13 protein-coding genes are annotated in these 17,057 nt (G+C 47.5%); 2 read left to right on the forward strand and 11 right to left on the reverse strand.

Annotation, left to right across the window (positions count from 1 at the left end):
• Positions 1–16 precede the first annotated feature (16 nt).
• The 8 genes from ACGHCT_RS14825 to ACGHCT_RS14860 form a co-directional block, all read right to left on the reverse strand.
• Positions 17–1,054: a Gfo/Idh/MocA family protein gene (locus ACGHCT_RS14825; protein ID WP_072854274.1), complete on the reverse strand. Its 1,038-nt coding sequence runs from the start codon at positions 1,052–1,054 to the stop codon at positions 17–19.
• 13 nt (positions 1,055–1,067) lie between these two features.
• The gene (locus ACGHCT_RS14830; RefSeq protein ID WP_072854275.1) at positions 1,068–1,904 is read right to left on the reverse strand and encodes a sugar phosphate isomerase/epimerase; all 837 of its coding nucleotides are present in this window, start codon (positions 1,902–1,904) and stop codon (positions 1,068–1,070) included.
• A gap of 17 nt (positions 1,905–1,921) precedes the next feature.
• Entirely contained in the window at positions 1,922–2,875 is a 954-nt protein-coding gene (locus ACGHCT_RS14835; protein WP_072854276.1) for an ABC transporter permease, read from the reverse strand.
• Complete coding sequence (locus ACGHCT_RS14840; protein WP_390436581.1) at positions 2,856–4,355, reverse strand: sugar ABC transporter ATP-binding protein; 1,500 nt, start codon at positions 4,353–4,355, stop codon at positions 2,856–2,858. The genes ACGHCT_RS14835 and ACGHCT_RS14840 overlap by 20 nt, the downstream gene beginning before the upstream one ends.
• Before the next feature lie 9 nt (positions 4,356–4,364).
• Positions 4,365–5,534: a substrate-binding domain-containing protein gene (locus ACGHCT_RS14845; RefSeq protein WP_072854278.1), complete on the reverse strand. Its 1,170-nt coding sequence runs from the start codon at positions 5,532–5,534 to the stop codon at positions 4,365–4,367.
• Between the two features lie 47 nt (positions 5,535–5,581).
• Complete coding sequence (locus ACGHCT_RS14850) at positions 5,582–6,610, reverse strand: alcohol dehydrogenase catalytic domain-containing protein (RefSeq protein WP_390436582.1); 1,029 nt, start codon at positions 6,608–6,610, stop codon at positions 5,582–5,584.
• Positions 6,611–6,819: 209 nt separating this feature from the next.
• Complete coding sequence (locus ACGHCT_RS14855) at positions 6,820–8,802, reverse strand: LacI family DNA-binding transcriptional regulator (RefSeq protein WP_390436583.1); 1,983 nt, start codon at positions 8,800–8,802, stop codon at positions 6,820–6,822.
• Between the two features lie 244 nt (positions 8,803–9,046).
• Positions 9,047–11,107: a LacI family DNA-binding transcriptional regulator gene (locus ACGHCT_RS14860; RefSeq protein WP_390436585.1), complete on the reverse strand. Its 2,061-nt coding sequence runs from the start codon at positions 11,105–11,107 to the stop codon at positions 9,047–9,049.
• A 207-nt stretch (positions 11,108–11,314) separates the two neighbouring features.
• Between ACGHCT_RS14860 and ACGHCT_RS14865 the strand changes: the two genes are divergently transcribed.
• Entirely contained in the window at positions 11,315–11,950 is a 636-nt protein-coding gene (locus tag ACGHCT_RS14865; protein WP_072854291.1) for a CatA-like O-acetyltransferase, read from the forward strand.
• Between the two features lie 84 nt (positions 11,951–12,034).
• On the opposite strand, the gene ACGHCT_RS14870 is transcribed toward ACGHCT_RS14865, so the two are convergent.
• Both ACGHCT_RS14870 and ACGHCT_RS14875 read right to left on the reverse strand, forming a co-directional pair.
• The gene (locus tag ACGHCT_RS14870; protein WP_390436587.1) at positions 12,035–12,766 is read right to left on the reverse strand and encodes a CPBP family intramembrane glutamic endopeptidase; all 732 of its coding nucleotides are present in this window, start codon (positions 12,764–12,766) and stop codon (positions 12,035–12,037) included.
• Entirely contained in the window at positions 12,763–13,335 is a 573-nt protein-coding gene (locus ACGHCT_RS14875) for a TetR/AcrR family transcriptional regulator (RefSeq protein ID WP_390436589.1), read from the reverse strand. Before ACGHCT_RS14875 ends, ACGHCT_RS14870 begins: the two co-directional genes overlap by 4 nt.
• 342 nt (positions 13,336–13,677) lie before the next feature.
• Between ACGHCT_RS14875 and ACGHCT_RS14880 the strand changes: the two genes are divergently transcribed.
• Positions 13,678–16,056, forward strand: coding sequence for a phosphoketolase (locus tag ACGHCT_RS14880; RefSeq protein WP_072854294.1), 2,379 nt, complete (start codon positions 13,678–13,680; stop codon positions 16,054–16,056).
• Between the two features lie 61 nt (positions 16,057–16,117).
• Here ACGHCT_RS14880 and ACGHCT_RS14885 read toward each other — a convergent pair whose 3' ends face one another.
• Positions 16,118–17,056, reverse strand: a complete 939-nt coding sequence (locus tag ACGHCT_RS14885) for a DMT family transporter (RefSeq protein WP_390436590.1) — start codon at positions 17,054–17,056, stop codon at positions 16,118–16,120.
• Position 17,057 lies beyond the last annotated feature (1 nt).

Genomic DNA, 17,057 nt, shown 5'->3' on the forward strand with positions numbered 1-17,057 from the left:
CCTAATACCTCCTAAACTAATGGGGCGCTGTTTTGACTGCCTTTCCGGTTTCTGCGGATTCTAAGGCTGCAAATACTGCCCGCATCGCTGACAGGGCTTCCTCCCCGGATATTTCCGGCTCCCGCCCCTCGGTCAGACAGCTAATCCATGCGTCTATAATTCCGGATTTTGTCTGCGACGAGTTGGTCTGTATCTGATCTGCCTGGTAATACACCCGGCTTGCATCTTTCTTTTCAATTATGATGGAGTATTTCGGATCTTCATATATGTGCATGACACCCTCTGTCCCGTAAAGAACTGTCCAATTCTCTTCCTCCCCATAATTTGTCCAGCTGGCAGTCATGGTTCCCACGATTCCATTGTCCATTTTATAGATACAGACGGAGTTATCATCCACCCCGATTTTCTTCCCGGATGCGTCTTTTTTATCCAAGGTTGCCGTTACGGCCATAACTTCCTCTACCCTGTGTCCGGTCAAATACTGGATCAAATCGGTTTTATGAATCCCCAAATCGGCCATCGCCCCGAAGGCAGCCATCTTTTTGTCAAAAAACCATATACTTTTGCTGTCGATGGCCCAAGTCTCAGGTCCGCTGTGGCCGAAGGCAGTGCGGAAGGTTAGTATACTGCCGATTTCTCCCTTTACAAGAAGCTCTTTTGCCTTAGCATGCGCTTTTGTCAGCCGCTGATTGTGTCCTACCATAAGATATTTTCCGGTTTCCTTTGCCGTCTCTACCATACGCTCGCACTCTTCTAAGGTAATTGCCATAGGCTTTTCGCAGAGTACATGCTTGCCTGCCTTCAGCGCTGCCACCGTAATCTCACAGTGAGCCGCATTTGCAGCGCATACACTCACCGCATCTATATCAGGGTCCGCCAGAAGCTCGCTATATGAGTCATAAGCCCTGGCCCCATATCTGGCAGCCACTTCCTCCGCTCTTTCCCGGCATAAGTCAAAGACTGCTGCAATCTGGGCATCTTTATTCTCAGCATATTCAGGAAGATGACGCACCTGCGCAATCTTACCGCATCCAATCACTCCAACCTTAATCATAATTCCCCTCCCGCTACAGCGCTTCTTCAATTTTTTTCAAATATTCCAGAGACTGCCGGGCCACCACATCGGGGTGACAATCCCTGGTGGGAAATCCATTTTCCATAGTCACATAACCGTCATAGTGAATTTCCTTTAAAGCGCGCATAATATCTACAAAATCACATCCCCCGGTACCCGGTGCTTTTCTGTCATAATCCGCCATATGGATATGTTTCAGGTTTTCTCCCATCAGATACACATAATCGGAAGGCACTTCATTTCTATACAGTGCGTGGGTAGTATCAAACATCAGCTTTACGTTCTCTTTCCCTACATCCTCCATCATATTTATGGCGTCCTCGCAGGACTCTACCAGATTGCTGTCAGCCGCCGTGGGTTCCAGCATCAGGACAACACCGCTCTTAGCTGCATAGTCCGCCACATTTGAGATTCCTTCCACAGCCCATTTCCAGGCATCCCTGGACTTTGTGCCATAGATATACCATCCGCAGACACATAAAAGTCTTTTGCAGTCACCGATCTCCAGGCCCAGGTCAATACAGTCCTTCCAGTACTGTACGGTCCACGCTCTCTCCTGTTCGCAGGCAGAGGCAATATTTCCCCCGGGACCGCCACCCGGCGCAGGGAGTACCGAGGCCACCGCGATCTGATTATCCTCAAGATTTCTGCGCATGTCTCTTCTTCTTTCCTTATCCGTATAGTAAGGCCAGGCCTGCGGCTGTGCACATCCGATCTCCACACCGTCATACCCAATCCTCGCCAGCCTTTCTATGGTCTCCTCAAAAGAATAGGAAGGCACCCAGCAGGGAAAATGACTGTAAGCCCATGTGTTAAATGCATATTTCATATTGATTAAACTCCTTTCTATGTACGTTCTTTAGTATTGAAGGTGCTCAGAGCTACCGCCAGCAGAATAATAATTCCCCTGACAATCTGCTGCTGGCTAGTATCCAGACCGCCGATGATGAGCCCATTATTGATGACTCCAAGAAGCAGGGAGCCCACCACCGCACCGATAATATTGCCGCTTCCTCCGGCCATGGAAGTACCTCCCAGCACTACCGCAGCAATCACGTTCATTTCGTCTCCTTCACCGTACGTATACCGGGCGGTCTGCATTCTGGCCGAGTATATAATCCCGGCAAAAGCGGAGGCAAATCCCATGACGGCAAATACCATAATCTTAATTCTTGTAATGTTGATGCCCGAATAAAATGCTGACGTCTGGTTTCCGCCTATAGCCAGAACCTTTTTTCCATAGGGAAGATATCTGAGCGCAACATGTCCGATGAGAAGGGCAATAAGAGTCCAGAGAAGCACAATCGGAACTCCGGCAATGGTTCCCATACCGAATACATTGTTAAAAGTGGTATTGCGGATGGTAATGGCCTTTGTAGCCGTCATCCACATAGCAGATCCCCTGATAATGCTCATCATGCCCAGCGTCGCCAGAAAGGCCGGAATCTTCAGATAAGTCACCAGCAGTCCGTTGATCATCCCCACCAGCGTTCCCACTAAAAGGGCGCAGAACAGAGCCAGGGCAATACTGTCTGTCTTCTCCAGCAGCCACGCAGATATTAACGCGGACAGGGCCACTACTGCGCCGATAGATAAATCAATTTGTCCGCTGGCTATGATAAAGGTCATAGCCACGGCCATCACAGACACCATAGCTGTCTGTCTGGTAATATTCAGCAGGTTTGACCTTGAAAAAAAGCTTGGTCCTAACCATACGGCGAAAAAAATCAGCACCACAATAAATATGATGTATACCATATATTGGTATAAGTCTATTTTCTTAATTGTTTTGGATCGCACGCTGCAATACCTCCTCTGTGTCTATTTCTCTGTGAGTAAGTTCTCCGGTTTTTACGCCGTCATGCAGTACGACAACCCGGTCGCAGACCGCCATCATCTCCGACAGTTCCGATGAGACAAAGATAACGCTGTTTCCTTCCCTGATAAATTGCCGTATAATTTCAATTATCTCACTCTTTGCATGGATATCAACTCCGGCCGTGGGCTCGTCCAGCATCAGCAGCTTTGGACGCGTGTTCAGCCATTTGGCAATTACCACCTTCTGCTGATTGCCGCCTGACAGATGAAACAGTCTCGTAGTCACGCTGTCTGCTTTTATTTTCAAATCCTGAACAGCCTTTTCACTGACTGCATTCATTTTATCTGTCCGAATCAGTCCGGAGCTCTTTACACCGTTAAAATCTGTAACTATCATATTTTCCCTGAGAGAGTGCATCAGCACCAGGCCTTCCCGGCGCCTGTCCTCAGGCACCAGGGCTACCCGGCCGTTGACTGCCTGCCTTACATTTTTAAAGTTCACTTCCCGGCCGTCCAGGAAAATCCTGCCTCCGGTTTTCTTACGGATGCCGAAGATACATTCCATTACCTCAGTTCTTCCGCTTCCCATCAGACCGGCAAGTCCCACTACTTCCCCCGCTTTCACCTGAAAGGAAACCTCCTTTACAGACTTCCCCACGGAGAGATTTTCCACCTGCAGCATCACCTTTTCTCCCACCGGAGTTTCCCGATCCTTCCATACCATGGCCTGCTCATTTTTCTTACCGCCCAGCATGCATTCAATCAGAGACTCCAGTGTATACTCTGAGACAGGCTTGCTGGCAGCCATCTTTCCTCCGCAGAGTACGGAGATGCAGTCAGCAATCCGAAAAATCTCATTCATACGGTGGGATATGTAGATAATGGAAATCCCTTTTTTCTTCAGCCCGTCAATAATTTGAAATAAAATCTCGGTCTCTTTGTCGGAGAGTGAAGCTGTAGGCTCATCCATAACCAGGACTGAGGTATTGCTGGACAATGCCTTTGCTATCTCTATGAGCTGGCAGCAGCCCACGCTGAGGTTCTGAATCTTTTCTTCCACGTCAATGTCAATGCCCAGACTAAGGAGCAGCTTGCGGGCTTTTTCATTCATGGCCTTTATATCCAGAAACCTGCCTTTTTTTATCTCTTTATTTAAAAATATATTCTCGCTGACGGATAAAGTCGGAATAAGACTCAGCTCCTGGAAAATCAGACTGATCCCCTGCTTTTTCGCATCATTGTAGTTCCGGATCACCGTTTCTCTGCCGTTCACTCTGCAGACTCCCGCATCTTTTACATATACGCCCGTCAGTATCTTCATAAGGGTAGACTTGCCGGCACCATTTCCCCCTACCAGGGCATGAATGCTGCCTCTTTCCAGCCGGAAATCCACATCCTGAAGTACAGGGACTCCCCCAAAAGCTTTCCGTATTCCTTCCAGTTCCAATACATAATCAGCCATAGCGCACCTCTATTTTGTAAGGTCCTGCAGCCAGTCAGGAGCCTCAATCCCATAGCTTGTCTTATAGGCATCCAGAAGATTACTCTTTACTACCGGCAGCGCAGGAGGTGTCACAAAAGTAGAGGGCATCTCTTTCCCCAGCAGTGCATAGGCTGCTACAAGCGCTTCCGCCTGGCCCTGTTCGGGAGAACGGGGGGCTCCTGAACCCCGGATCATACCGTCTGTAGCAATACTCTTCGCTGCGGTGTCACCCAGATCGCAGCAGGTGATAATCAGGTCATCTCTTCCCACGGACTGGGCGGAGGCAATGGCTCCCTCGGCCGGTATATCCCAGGATGCGTAAATGCCGTCAATATCCGGATATTTTGCGAGAATAGCATCTGCGACTGTACCGGTATCGTTAGGGTCGGTAAACCCGGATTCCATTACAATTTCAATATCCGGATATGAATTCTCTATCGTCTCCCGAAATCCCCGGTCACGTTCATTGGTCACCGGATATACCAGATCGTAAAACATCATGCCAACCTGGCCTTTATATCCAATCTCCTTGGCCAGGATATCTGCGCAGGCCTTTCCGTTGCCGTAGCTGTCGGAGCTGGCGCAGCCCGCATAATCCGTGCCTGCCTTATAGCCCGTGGCGACATTTTCCATGAACACTAATTTTGTATCCGTTCCTTTTACATTGGCATCCAAGGCCGATGCGCACGCGTCCGCATCATAGGGCATAACAAAAAGAACATCCGGCTTTAGCGCCATAGTACTTTCGATCTGAGAGGTCTGGGTTGCTGCGTCAAAATTCGCGTCTGTCACAGAAACCGTCTCAATTCCCCAGTCCTCCAGCATTTTCTTTGCATTTGCCAATTTCGTCTGGTTGCAGGTATCGCTCTGTGTATGATAGCAGAAAGCCGCCTTATATTTCCCGTCCTTCAGTTTCTGAATATCCTCGTCTGTAAGGGTAAATGCAGAGGGCGCCGCCGCCTGGATTCCCTCGGTGCTCACACTCAGCGCTTCGGTAGGATTCAGGTCCAGCTCCGGGTAGGTCTTATCCGACGTTTCCTCCTTTGCTGTCTTTTCACTCCCGGACGTTTCAGAGGACGTTTCATTTCCCCCGCACCCTGCCAGCAGACTGGCTGCCACTACTGTGCTTAAAAGTACACTTGCCAATTTTCTCTTCATAAAATACCTCCTGTGTTTTCGTTCCTGTTTCGTTACTACTGTTCTATCTATTCCCACACAAAGACAACCTTCTGGGTTTTTCCCGAGTCAAACAACGGGAAAGCCTTCTCTGCCTCTGCGATGGAAAACGTGTGACTGGATATCTTCTTCATATCAATCTTGTGATTCACAATGAAATCCGATATCTCCTCCCAGTCTCCCCGGTTAAAATACCAACACCCCTTCAGTTCCGCCAGTGTCCGGACAAACTGATTGCTCGGGTCAATGACTGCCCGGTTAGACTCTGCGATGAGCGCCACCTGGCCTTGTGTCCTTATAGAATTCAGGGCCGAATTCAGGGGAATATCTCCTCCCGCAGTCACTATAGCAGCATCCGCACCCCGGCCTTGTGTCAGTTCTCTGACTCTCGCCGGACCATCTGTGCTGCAAGGATTTATTATGTAATCTGCCCCCAGATCCAGAGCTGTCTGCAGTCGTTCTTCATCTGTATCAACAGCAATCACTCTTGCGCCGAAGCCTTTTGCCATAAGGATTCCTCCGCTTCCCATAGGGCCGCATCCGATGATCACTACCGTTTTTGTCCCGTTTAGCTCAATCTTTTTGCACGCTGTGTACAGAGTGCCGCCCACATCCGTAGCCAGAGCCCCTGTAATAAAATCCATTCCTTCCGGAAGCAGCAGACAATTCTCTTCCGGAATCGTCATATAATCTGCATGTGCACCGTTGACGGCAAATCCAATACACCGAAACTCGGGACACAGCATGATATCCCCGCGCAGGCAGTCCGGACAAGTCCCGCATCCCAGTCCAAGGTAAATCGCCACCCGATCGCCTTTTTTTACTTTCGTTACGCCCTCTCCCAGCTCCTCTACAATCCCGCAGGGTTCGTGTCCCGGGGTAATATTCGCTTCTTTGTCATCCTCATCAAACAAAGCCACCCCATGATATCTGTGCAAATCGCTTCTGCACAGGGCTGACGCCTTCATTCGAATCAACACCTCTCCCTTTTTCGGTACGGGAATGGGCTCCTCCACAACTTTTATGGTTTCTTTACACGGTAATTTTGCAGCTAACATGAAAACCTTCCTTCCACATTTTAGTTAAATACATAATAGTTTCTTTTTTTCTTTGATTGTACAATCATTTTTACTAATTTTTTGTTTGTTTTTTCTTAAATACAGGTAAATTATAGCATGCGCCCCCTGTGGGGTCAACGTATTTTTGTTTAAAATACCATATAGTTTATTTTATAACGATTTTTACGTAAATTTTAATGTTTTTTCTTCTATTTTTTAACTAAAATCGGCATTTTCGTTTTTATCAGATCTTTCCATGCCCTTTCCAGCTTTTCTGCTTCCACCCGATAAGGGGGGACTCCTATGCATTTACTGTCACATCTTCCCAAAAGAGCCTTTGCCGCCGCCACTGCAGCAACCACCCCCTGATCATAAGGCCGCTGGGAACTAAGCCCGATTACCATTTCCCCTTTTGCCATGTAAGATGCAATCTCATAATCCAGATCGGTAGTGGATATTACTACATCCCTTCTCCTCAGGTCCTTCAGCGCCCTGATGGCCTCCAGGGCCGGACGCTCCCAGGTGACATAGAGCCCTTCTATCTCCGGCGTCTCCTCTATCATCCTCCGGCAAGCCTCGTACGCATTCTCTATACAGCCAAAACTTTTTTTATTCACAATCTCTATAGCAGGATACTGATCCCGAAGGGTCTCTTCAGCAAAAAAGTCTCTCTGCCGCGTTGCAAAGTATTCCGCCCCGTGCACCAGCAGCCCTACCTTTGCGTTATCCTTTCCCAAAAAATGATCGCCCAGGATCCTGGCAGCATTTTGCCCGTTTTCTCTCTCATTTACCGAGATCCAGCAGGCATAATCTTCCTTTTTCAGGCTTCTCGGCATACTGTTAATCAAAATCAGCCTCGTCTTTTTGGCAACCTCCTGAAAAATTCCGGAAGTTTTTTCCTCGTCCACAGGTACTGCTATCACTGCATCCGGCTTCTGCATCATAATCCCTTCCAGCTGGGTCTTCTGCAGTTCCGGATCAAAGTGGGCATCCGTGACCGTCAGAACATGAATCCCATATCCGCTGAGCGTCTCCAATATGGCCTTCTCATGAAGTGATGTCCACTCGTCGCCGCTGTAGTGAAACGCCAGGGCCACCCGGTAATTTCCGCTCTTAAGCAGCCGTTCATCCTCCTCCGACAGCACAATTTCCTCCGGATATACCGCCCTCTCGCCGAAGGGTCCTCTCGCAATATTCTGCACGGAATTTCTGATGCAGAATTCCATGGGAATCCGTTTGATCTTTTTTTCCCGTCTGCCTCCTTTTTCATCTGTTATGTACGCCACTGTTTCCTCCGCAATCTTATCAATATCCTGCTTCAGCACGGTAAGGGGAGGCTTCACCAGTCCGCACCAGTCTCCGTCCCCAAATCCGATCACAGAAAGCTCTTCCGGACAGTTGATTCCTAACTTCGAGATAACCTCCAGCAGATAAAGCGTGAGCACGTTTCCGCCTGCCAATACTGCAGTTGCTCTCTTCTCCCGCAGTACCTTAGCAATCGTTTCCATAGTGCTTTCTTTCTCCTGCAGCATAACGCCAACCACCATATCCTCGCTGCCAGACAGGCCATACTGATTCAGTGCCATGTCATATCCCCTTTTTCGCTCATCCACCGATGACAGGTGGCGTTTTTCCAGAAGAAGAACAATTTTCTCATGTCCGCACTTGATTAAGTACTCCGCAGCTCTTCGTATTCCCTCTGCATTATCGGATATGACACTGTCCGCTGCCTCTCCGGAAAGCATCCGTTCGATAAAAACCAGAGGGATTCCATAGGAAAGGATGCCGCTGTACGCCTTTTCATCCTCGCAGGAGGGGGAGAGAATCACCCCCGCAACTCTCCGGCTGCTCATAATTCCGTCCAGAATATGCTTCTCCCTCTCTCTGTCATTGTCAGATACATAAACTGCCATCATATACCCCCGCTCCCGCGCTTTCCTGGATACCGCAGGTATCACATGGGTATAAAAACTGCTGTCCAGACTTGGGATAACCAGCGCAATCTCAGACAGCCTTCCCCTGCGCAGCTTCCCCTGTTTTTCCTGTTTGGTATGATATCCTTTTTCCCTGGCAACTTCTTCTATTCTTTGTACTAGCTCAGGACTTACATATCTGGTCCTGTTCAGCGCAAAGGAAACCGTTGCAATCGAAACCCCGACTTCCTCGGCAATCTCCTGAAGTGTTACCTTCATAGGCATTCTCCTTTTTAACCATTTTATCGCGTTTTTTACTATTGCGTGATTTAATTATCGTATTTTTTAGCCAAATTGTCAATTCTTTCTCTTGTTTTACCTATTTTTCCGGATTCTTTTTTACGTGCCTCTTAGATTTCTCTCGTATTTTTACGTAAAATATGTTTTTTGCACAAAAAAACGATGGTTCTGATCTCTTCAAAACCATCGCTCTTCTGCAGCATACTCACTGCGCCCGCGCAAGTCAAATCCTCCGCTGTTCTGCTGCGCCGGAAGATTGATACCCCCCTGCCTGCTGAGGGGCTGCTGACTCAAATTCCGGCATCTTTGTCTTAAGAATTTCCTTCCATGCCTTGTCCAGATTACCGGCCATAACCGTATAGGGGGGCACACCGATACATTTATGTTCGCATTTGCCCAACAATGCCCTGGCCGTTGCCGTTGCCACCGCAATTCCCTGATCGTAGGGCCTCTGGGAGCTCAGCCCCACCACATATCTTCCCTTTGCCAGGCAGGCTGCAATCTCGTAGTCCAGATCCGTCGTCGTGATGGCGATATCCTCCCGGCCCAATTCATCCAGAGCCCGGATGGCCTGAAGCGCCGGTCTGTCCCAGGTGATGTAGAGCCCCTGAATATCCGGATGATCCTGTATCATCCGCCGGCAGACCTCATAGGCATTGTCAATCTGATAAAAGCTCCGCTTGGAAACCACCCGGATATTCGAACCATCCTCAAGGAATGTCTGCTCTGCAAAAAAGTCCCTCTGCTTGGTAGCAAAAAAAGGGGCCCCGTGAACCAGCATTCCCACCTTCACATTCTCCTGCCCCTGAAAATGTTCTCTCAGGATCCTGGCTGCATTCTGACCGTTCTCCCGCTCATTGACCGATAGCCAGCAGCTGTATTCCTCTTTCCCCAGACTGTTTGGCATATTGTTTATCAGGATAAGCTTGGTCTGCCCGGCCAGCTCCTTAAACTTTGCTGCCGTTTTCACCTCATCTGTGGGTACGGCGATAATTGCATCCGGATGCTGCATAATCAGACCTTCCAGCTGTGTATTCTGCAGATCCGGGTCAAAATTGGCATCTGTCACGGAAAGTACCCGGACACCCATATTGTTCAGAGTATCTTTGATCGCCTTTTCGTGAAGCCTTGTCCATTCATTTCCTGTATAATGAAAAGAAATGCCTACCGTATAGTTTCCGTTTTTCAGAACTTCAAGATCTTCCTCCGAAAGGAAATTTTCCTCGGGATACACCACCTTTTCCCCAAAAGGACCCCGGGCGATGTTCAAAGTGGATTTGCGTACCGATAATTCCATGGGAACCACAATCTTCTGTGCAGCGTGCCTCTCCTGGGAAACCCCTTCTATTTTATTGAGCAGTAGACGCACTGTCTTTCTTCCAATCTCCTCCGTGTCCTGTATCAGGGTAGTCAGCGCCGGAGTTATAAGTTCACACCATTTGTCATCTCCGAATCCTACGATGGAGATATCCTTTGGGCACTCCAGCCCCATCTCTCCCATAGCCTTCAGGCATCTCAGCGTAAGCGTGTTGCCTCCGGCCAGAATCGCAGTGGGCGACATTCTTTTGATAAATGCTTTGATGGACTCCTTAGCCTCTTCCCCGTCCTCCAGGCCTACACAGGCGATCAGCTCTTCGTCGCAGGGCACATCATATTCTTTTAATGCCTGCAGATAACCTTCCCTTCTGTCCTTTACCGTACTCAGGGTTTTGTCTTCCAAGAGCAATGCGATTCTCTCATGGCCGCATTTGATCAGATGCTCCGTGCCGGTCCTCAGTCCCTGTACATTATCAGAGATAACCGCATCGGCTTCCTCTCCTTCAATCATCCGCTCCAGACATACAAAAGGCCTGCCGCAGTTCATCAGCTTCTGATAATGTTTTTTTCCGGAATCTGCGGGGCAGAGTATGACCCCGGCAATTCTGCGGTTGGATATAATCTCGTTCAGAATGTGCCGCTCCTGTTCCGGTTCCCCGTCAGAAAGGTATATAGACAGCGTATAGCCCTCTTCATCCACCAGTTTGGAGAGAACCGCGATCAGACGCGTATACACTACACTGAAGGTATTGGGTATCACCAGAGCTATCTCGGACATTTTTCCTAATTTATACTTCCGGGTTTTTTCACTCACCCCGTGCTTTGCCTTATATCCCTTTTTCCGTGCAATAGCCAGAACCCTGTCGGATATCTCAGGGCTGACATAGCGGGTTTTATTCAGTGCGTGGGACACTGTAGCAATGGAGACGCCTGCCTCCTCTGCTATTTCTTTAATTGTAACACCCATTCTTCCCTCTCCCATTCCCGTTTTTTACGTAAATTTTATAGGTTCATCATACTATTTCAGGCAATAATTGTCAATCACAGGAAGAATAGGCCTCTAATATATATTGACATGCGTTTTTTGTATCCTATATAATACAAAATAGTACATGATAATCACACAGCCCAGGCAGTTTTGGATTATTATAAACATTCGAAGGGATAAATTATTATGAAATATCAATATCTAGATATGAATTCTTATAAAAGGAAAAAGCATTTTGACTACTTTAACAGTCTGGCATACCCCTATGTGGGAGTCACTGTAAATGTGACAATTACTGACTTCTTAAAGAAAATAAAAGAAAAGAAGCTACCGTTTTTTCTAACCTTTTGCTACTGTATCTCAAAAGCGGCCAACGAAATACCGGAATTCCGCCAGAGAATCTTCAAAGATGGGATTATAGAATATGAAAACTGCAGAACCTCCCACACCGTAGCTTTGGAGGACGGTACCTACTGCTACTGTACCCTTGACAGCAATATGCCATTTTCCCAGTATCTGCCCTATGCTGTTTCGGAACAGGCTCAGGCAAAGGAGGCAAGATCTGTGGAGGATAACGAGGAAGACGGGAATGAACTGATTTTTATATCCACGCTGCCATGGTTTACCTATACTTCTTTTATTCAGCCTGTTCCCATGCCGGCCGACAGCAATCCGAGGATTACTTGGGGCAGATACTCTGTGCTTCATGAAGAGACCGTGATCCCAGTCTCTGTGCTCTGTCATCATGCCCTGGTTGACGGATTACAGATTGCAGGGTTTTATGAGGCGCTGGACAGGACGATTAAGAATCTGCAGATATAAAAGGGTGCCGCAGTACAGATAAACAGGCCTGTGCTGCGGCATCAGATAAGCAGCGAAGTGATTCAAATTATTTCTTATCAGCATTTATCTCCTGTTTTTCGGCAGCGTTTTTATAAGAATTAAGACATAGACAGCGATAATGACACATTCCATCAAGGTGAAAGCCATACGCCTCTCTACGGTTAGACCTGTTTCATTTGCAAAAGCACTAAGTATATTTATCGCAGAATGAGTAATGATACAGGGAAGCAAACTCCCGCCACGGTAAAACAAAATTACAAACAAAAAACCAAAGGCAATTGCCCGCACAATTTGGAACAGGTTTGCCGTAAGTTCCATACCGCTGCCATTTACTAAATTCACTAAATGTCCGATGCCAAATGTAACACTCGAAATGATGATTGCAGTTTTTACATTATCTTTAGCAATCGCACTAAAGAGAAAACCTCGGAAAATAACTTCTTCTATAAACCCCACGCAAATCATTAAACCGATATGGCAAACCATTTCCAGCCAGGGATAATTCACCGTAACCCCATTCCAAAGATTACTTGTAGCCAAGATAAAAAGCGGAATGTAATAAAGAAACCGACGGGCTGATGCATAGGGCCTGCAAAGCCCGTATTTTTGGAGTAGTCCGTTTTTTTGCATAAAGACAAACAATACAACAGCCTGTATGATGCAGAAAACAGCACTTGCAGATTTCTCAATTCCAATTATTTCATTTAGCGGGTTGGCTAAGGATTGCAAAACACAATAAATTCCAATCCAGACAAGTGCAAAGGCCAGCTCGCTTTTCTCATATAACTTCTTCACTTCGTTTCCTCCTGTAAGGCTAATACGGCTCCTCGATATGCCCGTTCCAAATGAGAAGCTACAACTTTTTCATCATACTCCAACGAATTGTTGGCAATGATACTTGCATACCCGTGAGCAAACAAAGCAATAGTTACAAATACCTCTTTTGTTTGCTCCATACTCATTTTCATTGCATCCTGCATAGCAGTAAGGAGGGGGATAAGTTCTTCCGAGTCAATCATTTCAAGCAAGCTATTTTCCACCGCAAACCCCGACTGAAACAAGAAGCGGAACAAATTTGGCTCTTGCATGGCAAAACGAATATAATTAAGCCCTATCCCAAGCATTATTCCTTCCTTCGGATTGTCTATATTCATCAGATATTCCGTATGAAAACTATCCGCTTTTGCGTAAGAAGCCTTTTTCAAATCTTCCATTTTTGCAAAATGATACATAACAGGCTGAGTAGAACAGTTTAGCTTGTTGGCGATTGTTCGTGCATTGATGTTTTCAGCACCGACCTCACGGGCAACTTCAAAGGCGGCGTCTATAACCATATCTTTTGTAACTTTAGCTTTAGGTGGCACGATAGTTTCCTCCTTATATAATTATCGTTATATAACATAAATTATATATAAAACTACTTCGTTTGTCAATCTTGTTTGATATACTTCAAACTTGTATCAATTTTCTTATTCTTACCCATACTGCGGCTGCTGCTTTTTTGTATCCCCTGTGTCTTGCTGCCACGGTAAAACCCTTTTTCTGTCTAAATACAGGCTTTATTCCTGGACGCAGCATCAAAAATAGGAGGAAATTCCTTTCAAAACTTTTTAAAAACAAGTTGTGTTACATGTCAACAAGTACTATACTCATGATCGTTAAAAAATAAACACTTTATTAAGATGATTTGCGAAAGGAGTATTACCATGCCAGAAACAACGAATACCTGTCTGGAAAAACAGCCTTTAAATGATGAGCTGCTTCAGAAGATGGATGCCTACTGGAGAGCAGACAATTATCTTTCCGCCGGACAACTCTATTTGCTTGACAATCCGCTGCTGCGTGAGCCTCTTACCATGGAGCACGTAAAGAAAAAGATCGTAGGCCACTGGGGAACCGTACCAGGCCAGAACTTTATCTATGTACACTTAAACCGCGTGATTAAACGCTACGATCTGGACATGATCTACATCTCAGGTCCGGGACACGGCGGAAACTTTATGGTGGCCAATACTTACCTGGAAGGTACATACAGTGAAGTATATCCTAACATCAGCCGTGATGTGGAGGGTATGAAAAAATTATTCAAACAATTTTCTTTCCCGGGCGGAATCTCCAGCCATGTAGCCCCGGAAACCCCTGGCTCTATCAATGAGGGCGGAGAGCTTGGGTATTCTCTCGCTCATGCATTCGGATCGGTATTCGATAACCCGGAGCTTATCACCACCTGTGTGGTAGGTGACGGAGAGGCAGAGACTGGTCCTCTCGCTACCGCCTGGCATTCCAATAAATTTTTGAACCCTGTGACCGACGGTGCTGTGCTTCCTATTATGCACCTGAATGGTTATAAGATCAGCAACCCCACCATTTTCTCCCGCATCTCCCATGAAGAGCTGGAAAAATTCTTTGAAGGCTGCGGCTGGAAACCATATTTTGTAGAGGGCAATGACCCAATGACCATGCATCGTCTCATGGCAGAGACGCTGGATACGGTAATAGAGGAGATCAAAGAGATTCAGAAAAATGCAAGGGAAAACAATGATTCCTCCCGTCCTAAGTGGCCTATGATAATTCTCCGCACGCCAAAGGGATGGACCGGACCGAAGAGCGTTGACGGCAGCGAGATCGAAGGAACCTTCCGTGCCCACCAGGTTCCCATGTCCATGGAGCAGCCGGAGCATCTGGAACTGCTGAAAGAATGGCTTTTAAGCTATCACCCGGAAGAATTATTTGACGAAAACGGACGTCTGATTCCTGAACTGGAAGAACTGGCACCAAAGGGCGATCGGCGTATGGGGGCGAATCCCCACGCAAACGGAGGACTTCTGCTCCGTGACCTGCGCCTTCCGGATTTCCGCAGCTACGGCCTTGACGTTCCGGCTCCGGGCGCAGTAAAAGCACAGGATATGATTGAGCTGGGCGGATTCGTGAGAGATATTTTCAAGCTCAACGAGAAGAGCCGAAACTTCCGTATCTTCGGTCCTGACGAAACCATGTCCAACCGCCTGGGCAAAGTATTTGAGGTTACAAACCGTGACTGGAACGGGGATCTGAAAGACAACGATGAATTTCTTGCGCATGACGGACGGGTCATGGATTCCATGCTAAGCGAGCATATGTGCGAGGGATGGCTGGAAGGCTATCTTCTCACGGGACGCCACGGCTTCTTTGCCAGCTACGAAGCATTTATCCGCATCGTAGACTCCATGTTCAGCCAGCACGCAAAATGGCTGAAGGTAACCTCCGAGCTTCCCTGGCGGCAGAAAATCGCCTCCCTGAACTTCATTTTAAGCTCAAATGTATGGCAGCAGGACCACAACGGATTTACCCATCAGGATCCCGGATTCTTAGATCATGTAGCCAACAAAAAAGCAGACGTTGTACGCCTATACCTTCCGCCGGACACCAACTGTCTTCTCTCCTGCTTTGACCACTGCATCAGAAGCAAAAATTATGTGAATGTTATGGTTACCTCCAAGCATCCCAGTACCCAGTGGCTTACCATGGAGCAGGCAGTAAAACACTGTACACAGGGAATCGGCATCTGGGAGTGGGCCAGCAGCGATCAGGGCGAAGAGCCCGACGTAGTCATGGCCTGCTGCGGAGATACCCCAACCCTTGAAACCCTGGCAGCAGTGACCATCTTAAGAGAGGCAATGCCAGAAATCAAAATCCGTGTAATAAACATCGTAGACCTAATGAAACTGGAGCCTCAGTCCAAGCACCCCCACGGCTTAAGCGACGCAGACTACGATGCACTCTTTACCAAAGATAAACCTATCATATTTAACTTCCACGGATATCCGACCCTGATCCATGAACTCACCTACCACCGTCATAACCGGAATCTATATGTCCACGGATACCAGGAAGAGGGAACCATCACCACCCCCTTCGATATGCGTGTACAGAATGAAATCGACCGCTTCCACCTGGTACAGGATGTCATTCAGCACCTGCCTCAGCTGGGCAACCGGGGTTCCTACCTGGTACAGAAAATGCGGGACAAGCTGGTAGAACATAAACAATATATCGCTGAATATGGCCAGGATCTGCCGGAAATCAGAGACTGGAAATGGCAGTAAAGTAAATTTTAGCAAATTTGGGGACGTGTTCTTTCTAGAAAGAACACGTCCCCAAATCAACTCAGGGTGTCCCAGATTCGGAAAGCCCTGTCCCTTTTTCACTTCCTATTTCTATTTTCTTACTCCTCCCCTCTGACAGCAGCAATCCCGCCAATGTCATAAGTATCCCAAAAACGGATGCTCCGGGTATCCTCTCCCCTAATATAATGGCAGAGGTTACCGCCGTAATTACCGGAACCATATAGATATACACACTGGTTTTCACCGGCCCCAGGATTTTCACTCCGAAATTCCACGTCACAAAGCATATGGCAGACGCTCCGACTCCCAAAAACAACAGATTCCCCAAGTTCTTCAGCTGGGTGACCTGCCCCAGGCTTATCTTAAAATCACTTGCCAGGATAACCGGAATCATAAAGATCAGCCCGTAAAAAAATGTGCGCCGGGTTGCCTGTATCACATGATAGCCAAAGGCACTGACTTTTTTTGTTATGGTGGAGTATGCTGCCCACACAACTGCAGCCGCCACTGCCAGTATATCTCCCAGGGGATTGATGGAGAGCTTTGCCTCACTGCTGAAGCTGATAAGGGCTATTCCTCCCATGGCAATGACGAAGCCGGACAGAAAGCGTTTTCCCGGCCTGTCTCCTCCCAGAAATATCCAGGAAAATACAGCAGTAAAAAACGGAGCAATGGATATAATAACTCCAACATTAGATGCCAGGGTATACGTCAGGGCTATATTTTCCAGCAGATAATACAAGGCAATTCCGGTGAGCCCTGCTGCGGCGAAATACCACTCCTGCTTCCTGGAGGTCAGAGCAAGCTTTCTGGGATACACCAGCCACAGCACAAGATATCCCATTAGGAAACGTATAAATAATATTTCTATGGGCGTAAACTCCCTTAATAGTACTTTTGTAGATATAAAGGTGGTGCCCCAGATCAGTATTGTAACGCCCGCGGCAGCATGTCCCCGGACAGTAGTTTGCTTTTCCATT

Source organism: Lactonifactor longoviformis (assembly GCF_042848515.1).
In the GTDB taxonomy this organism is placed as follows: Bacteria; Bacillota; Clostridia; order Lachnospirales; family Lachnospiraceae; genus Lactonifactor; species Lactonifactor longoviformis.

Excerpts from the sequence above, each read along its gene's own strand:
- ACGHCT_RS14825 (WP_072854274.1), bottom strand. The coding sequence starts at position 1,054 with ATGATTAAGGTTGGAGTGATTGGATGCGGTAAGATTGCGCAGGTGCGT.
- ACGHCT_RS14830 (WP_072854275.1), bottom strand. The coding sequence starts at position 1,904 with ATGAAATATGCATTTAACACATGGGCTTACAGTCATTTTCCCTGCTGG.
- ACGHCT_RS14840 (WP_390436581.1), bottom strand. The coding sequence starts at position 4,355 with ATGGCTGATTATGTATTGGAACTGGAAGGAATACGGAAAGCTTTTGGG.
- ACGHCT_RS14845 (WP_072854278.1), bottom strand. The coding sequence starts at position 5,534 with ATGAAGAGAAAATTGGCAAGTGTACTTTTAAGCACAGTAGTGGCAGCC.
- ACGHCT_RS14850 (WP_390436582.1), bottom strand. The coding sequence starts at position 6,610 with ATGTTAGCTGCAAAATTACCGTGTAAAGAAACCATAAAAGTTGTGGAG.
- ACGHCT_RS14855 (WP_390436583.1), bottom strand. The coding sequence starts at position 8,802 with ATGAAGGTAACACTTCAGGAGATTGCCGAGGAAGTCGGGGTTTCGATT.
- ACGHCT_RS14860 (WP_390436585.1), bottom strand. The coding sequence starts at position 11,107 with ATGGGTGTTACAATTAAAGAAATAGCAGAGGAGGCAGGCGTCTCCATT.
- ACGHCT_RS14865 (WP_072854291.1), top strand. The coding sequence starts at position 11,315 with ATGAAATATCAATATCTAGATATGAATTCTTATAAAAGGAAAAAGCAT.
- ACGHCT_RS14880 (WP_072854294.1), top strand. The coding sequence starts at position 13,678 with ATGCCAGAAACAACGAATACCTGTCTGGAAAAACAGCCTTTAAATGAT.
- ACGHCT_RS14885 (WP_390436590.1), bottom strand. The coding sequence starts at position 17,056 with ATGGAAAAGCAAACTACTGTCCGGGGACATGCTGCCGCGGGCGTTACA.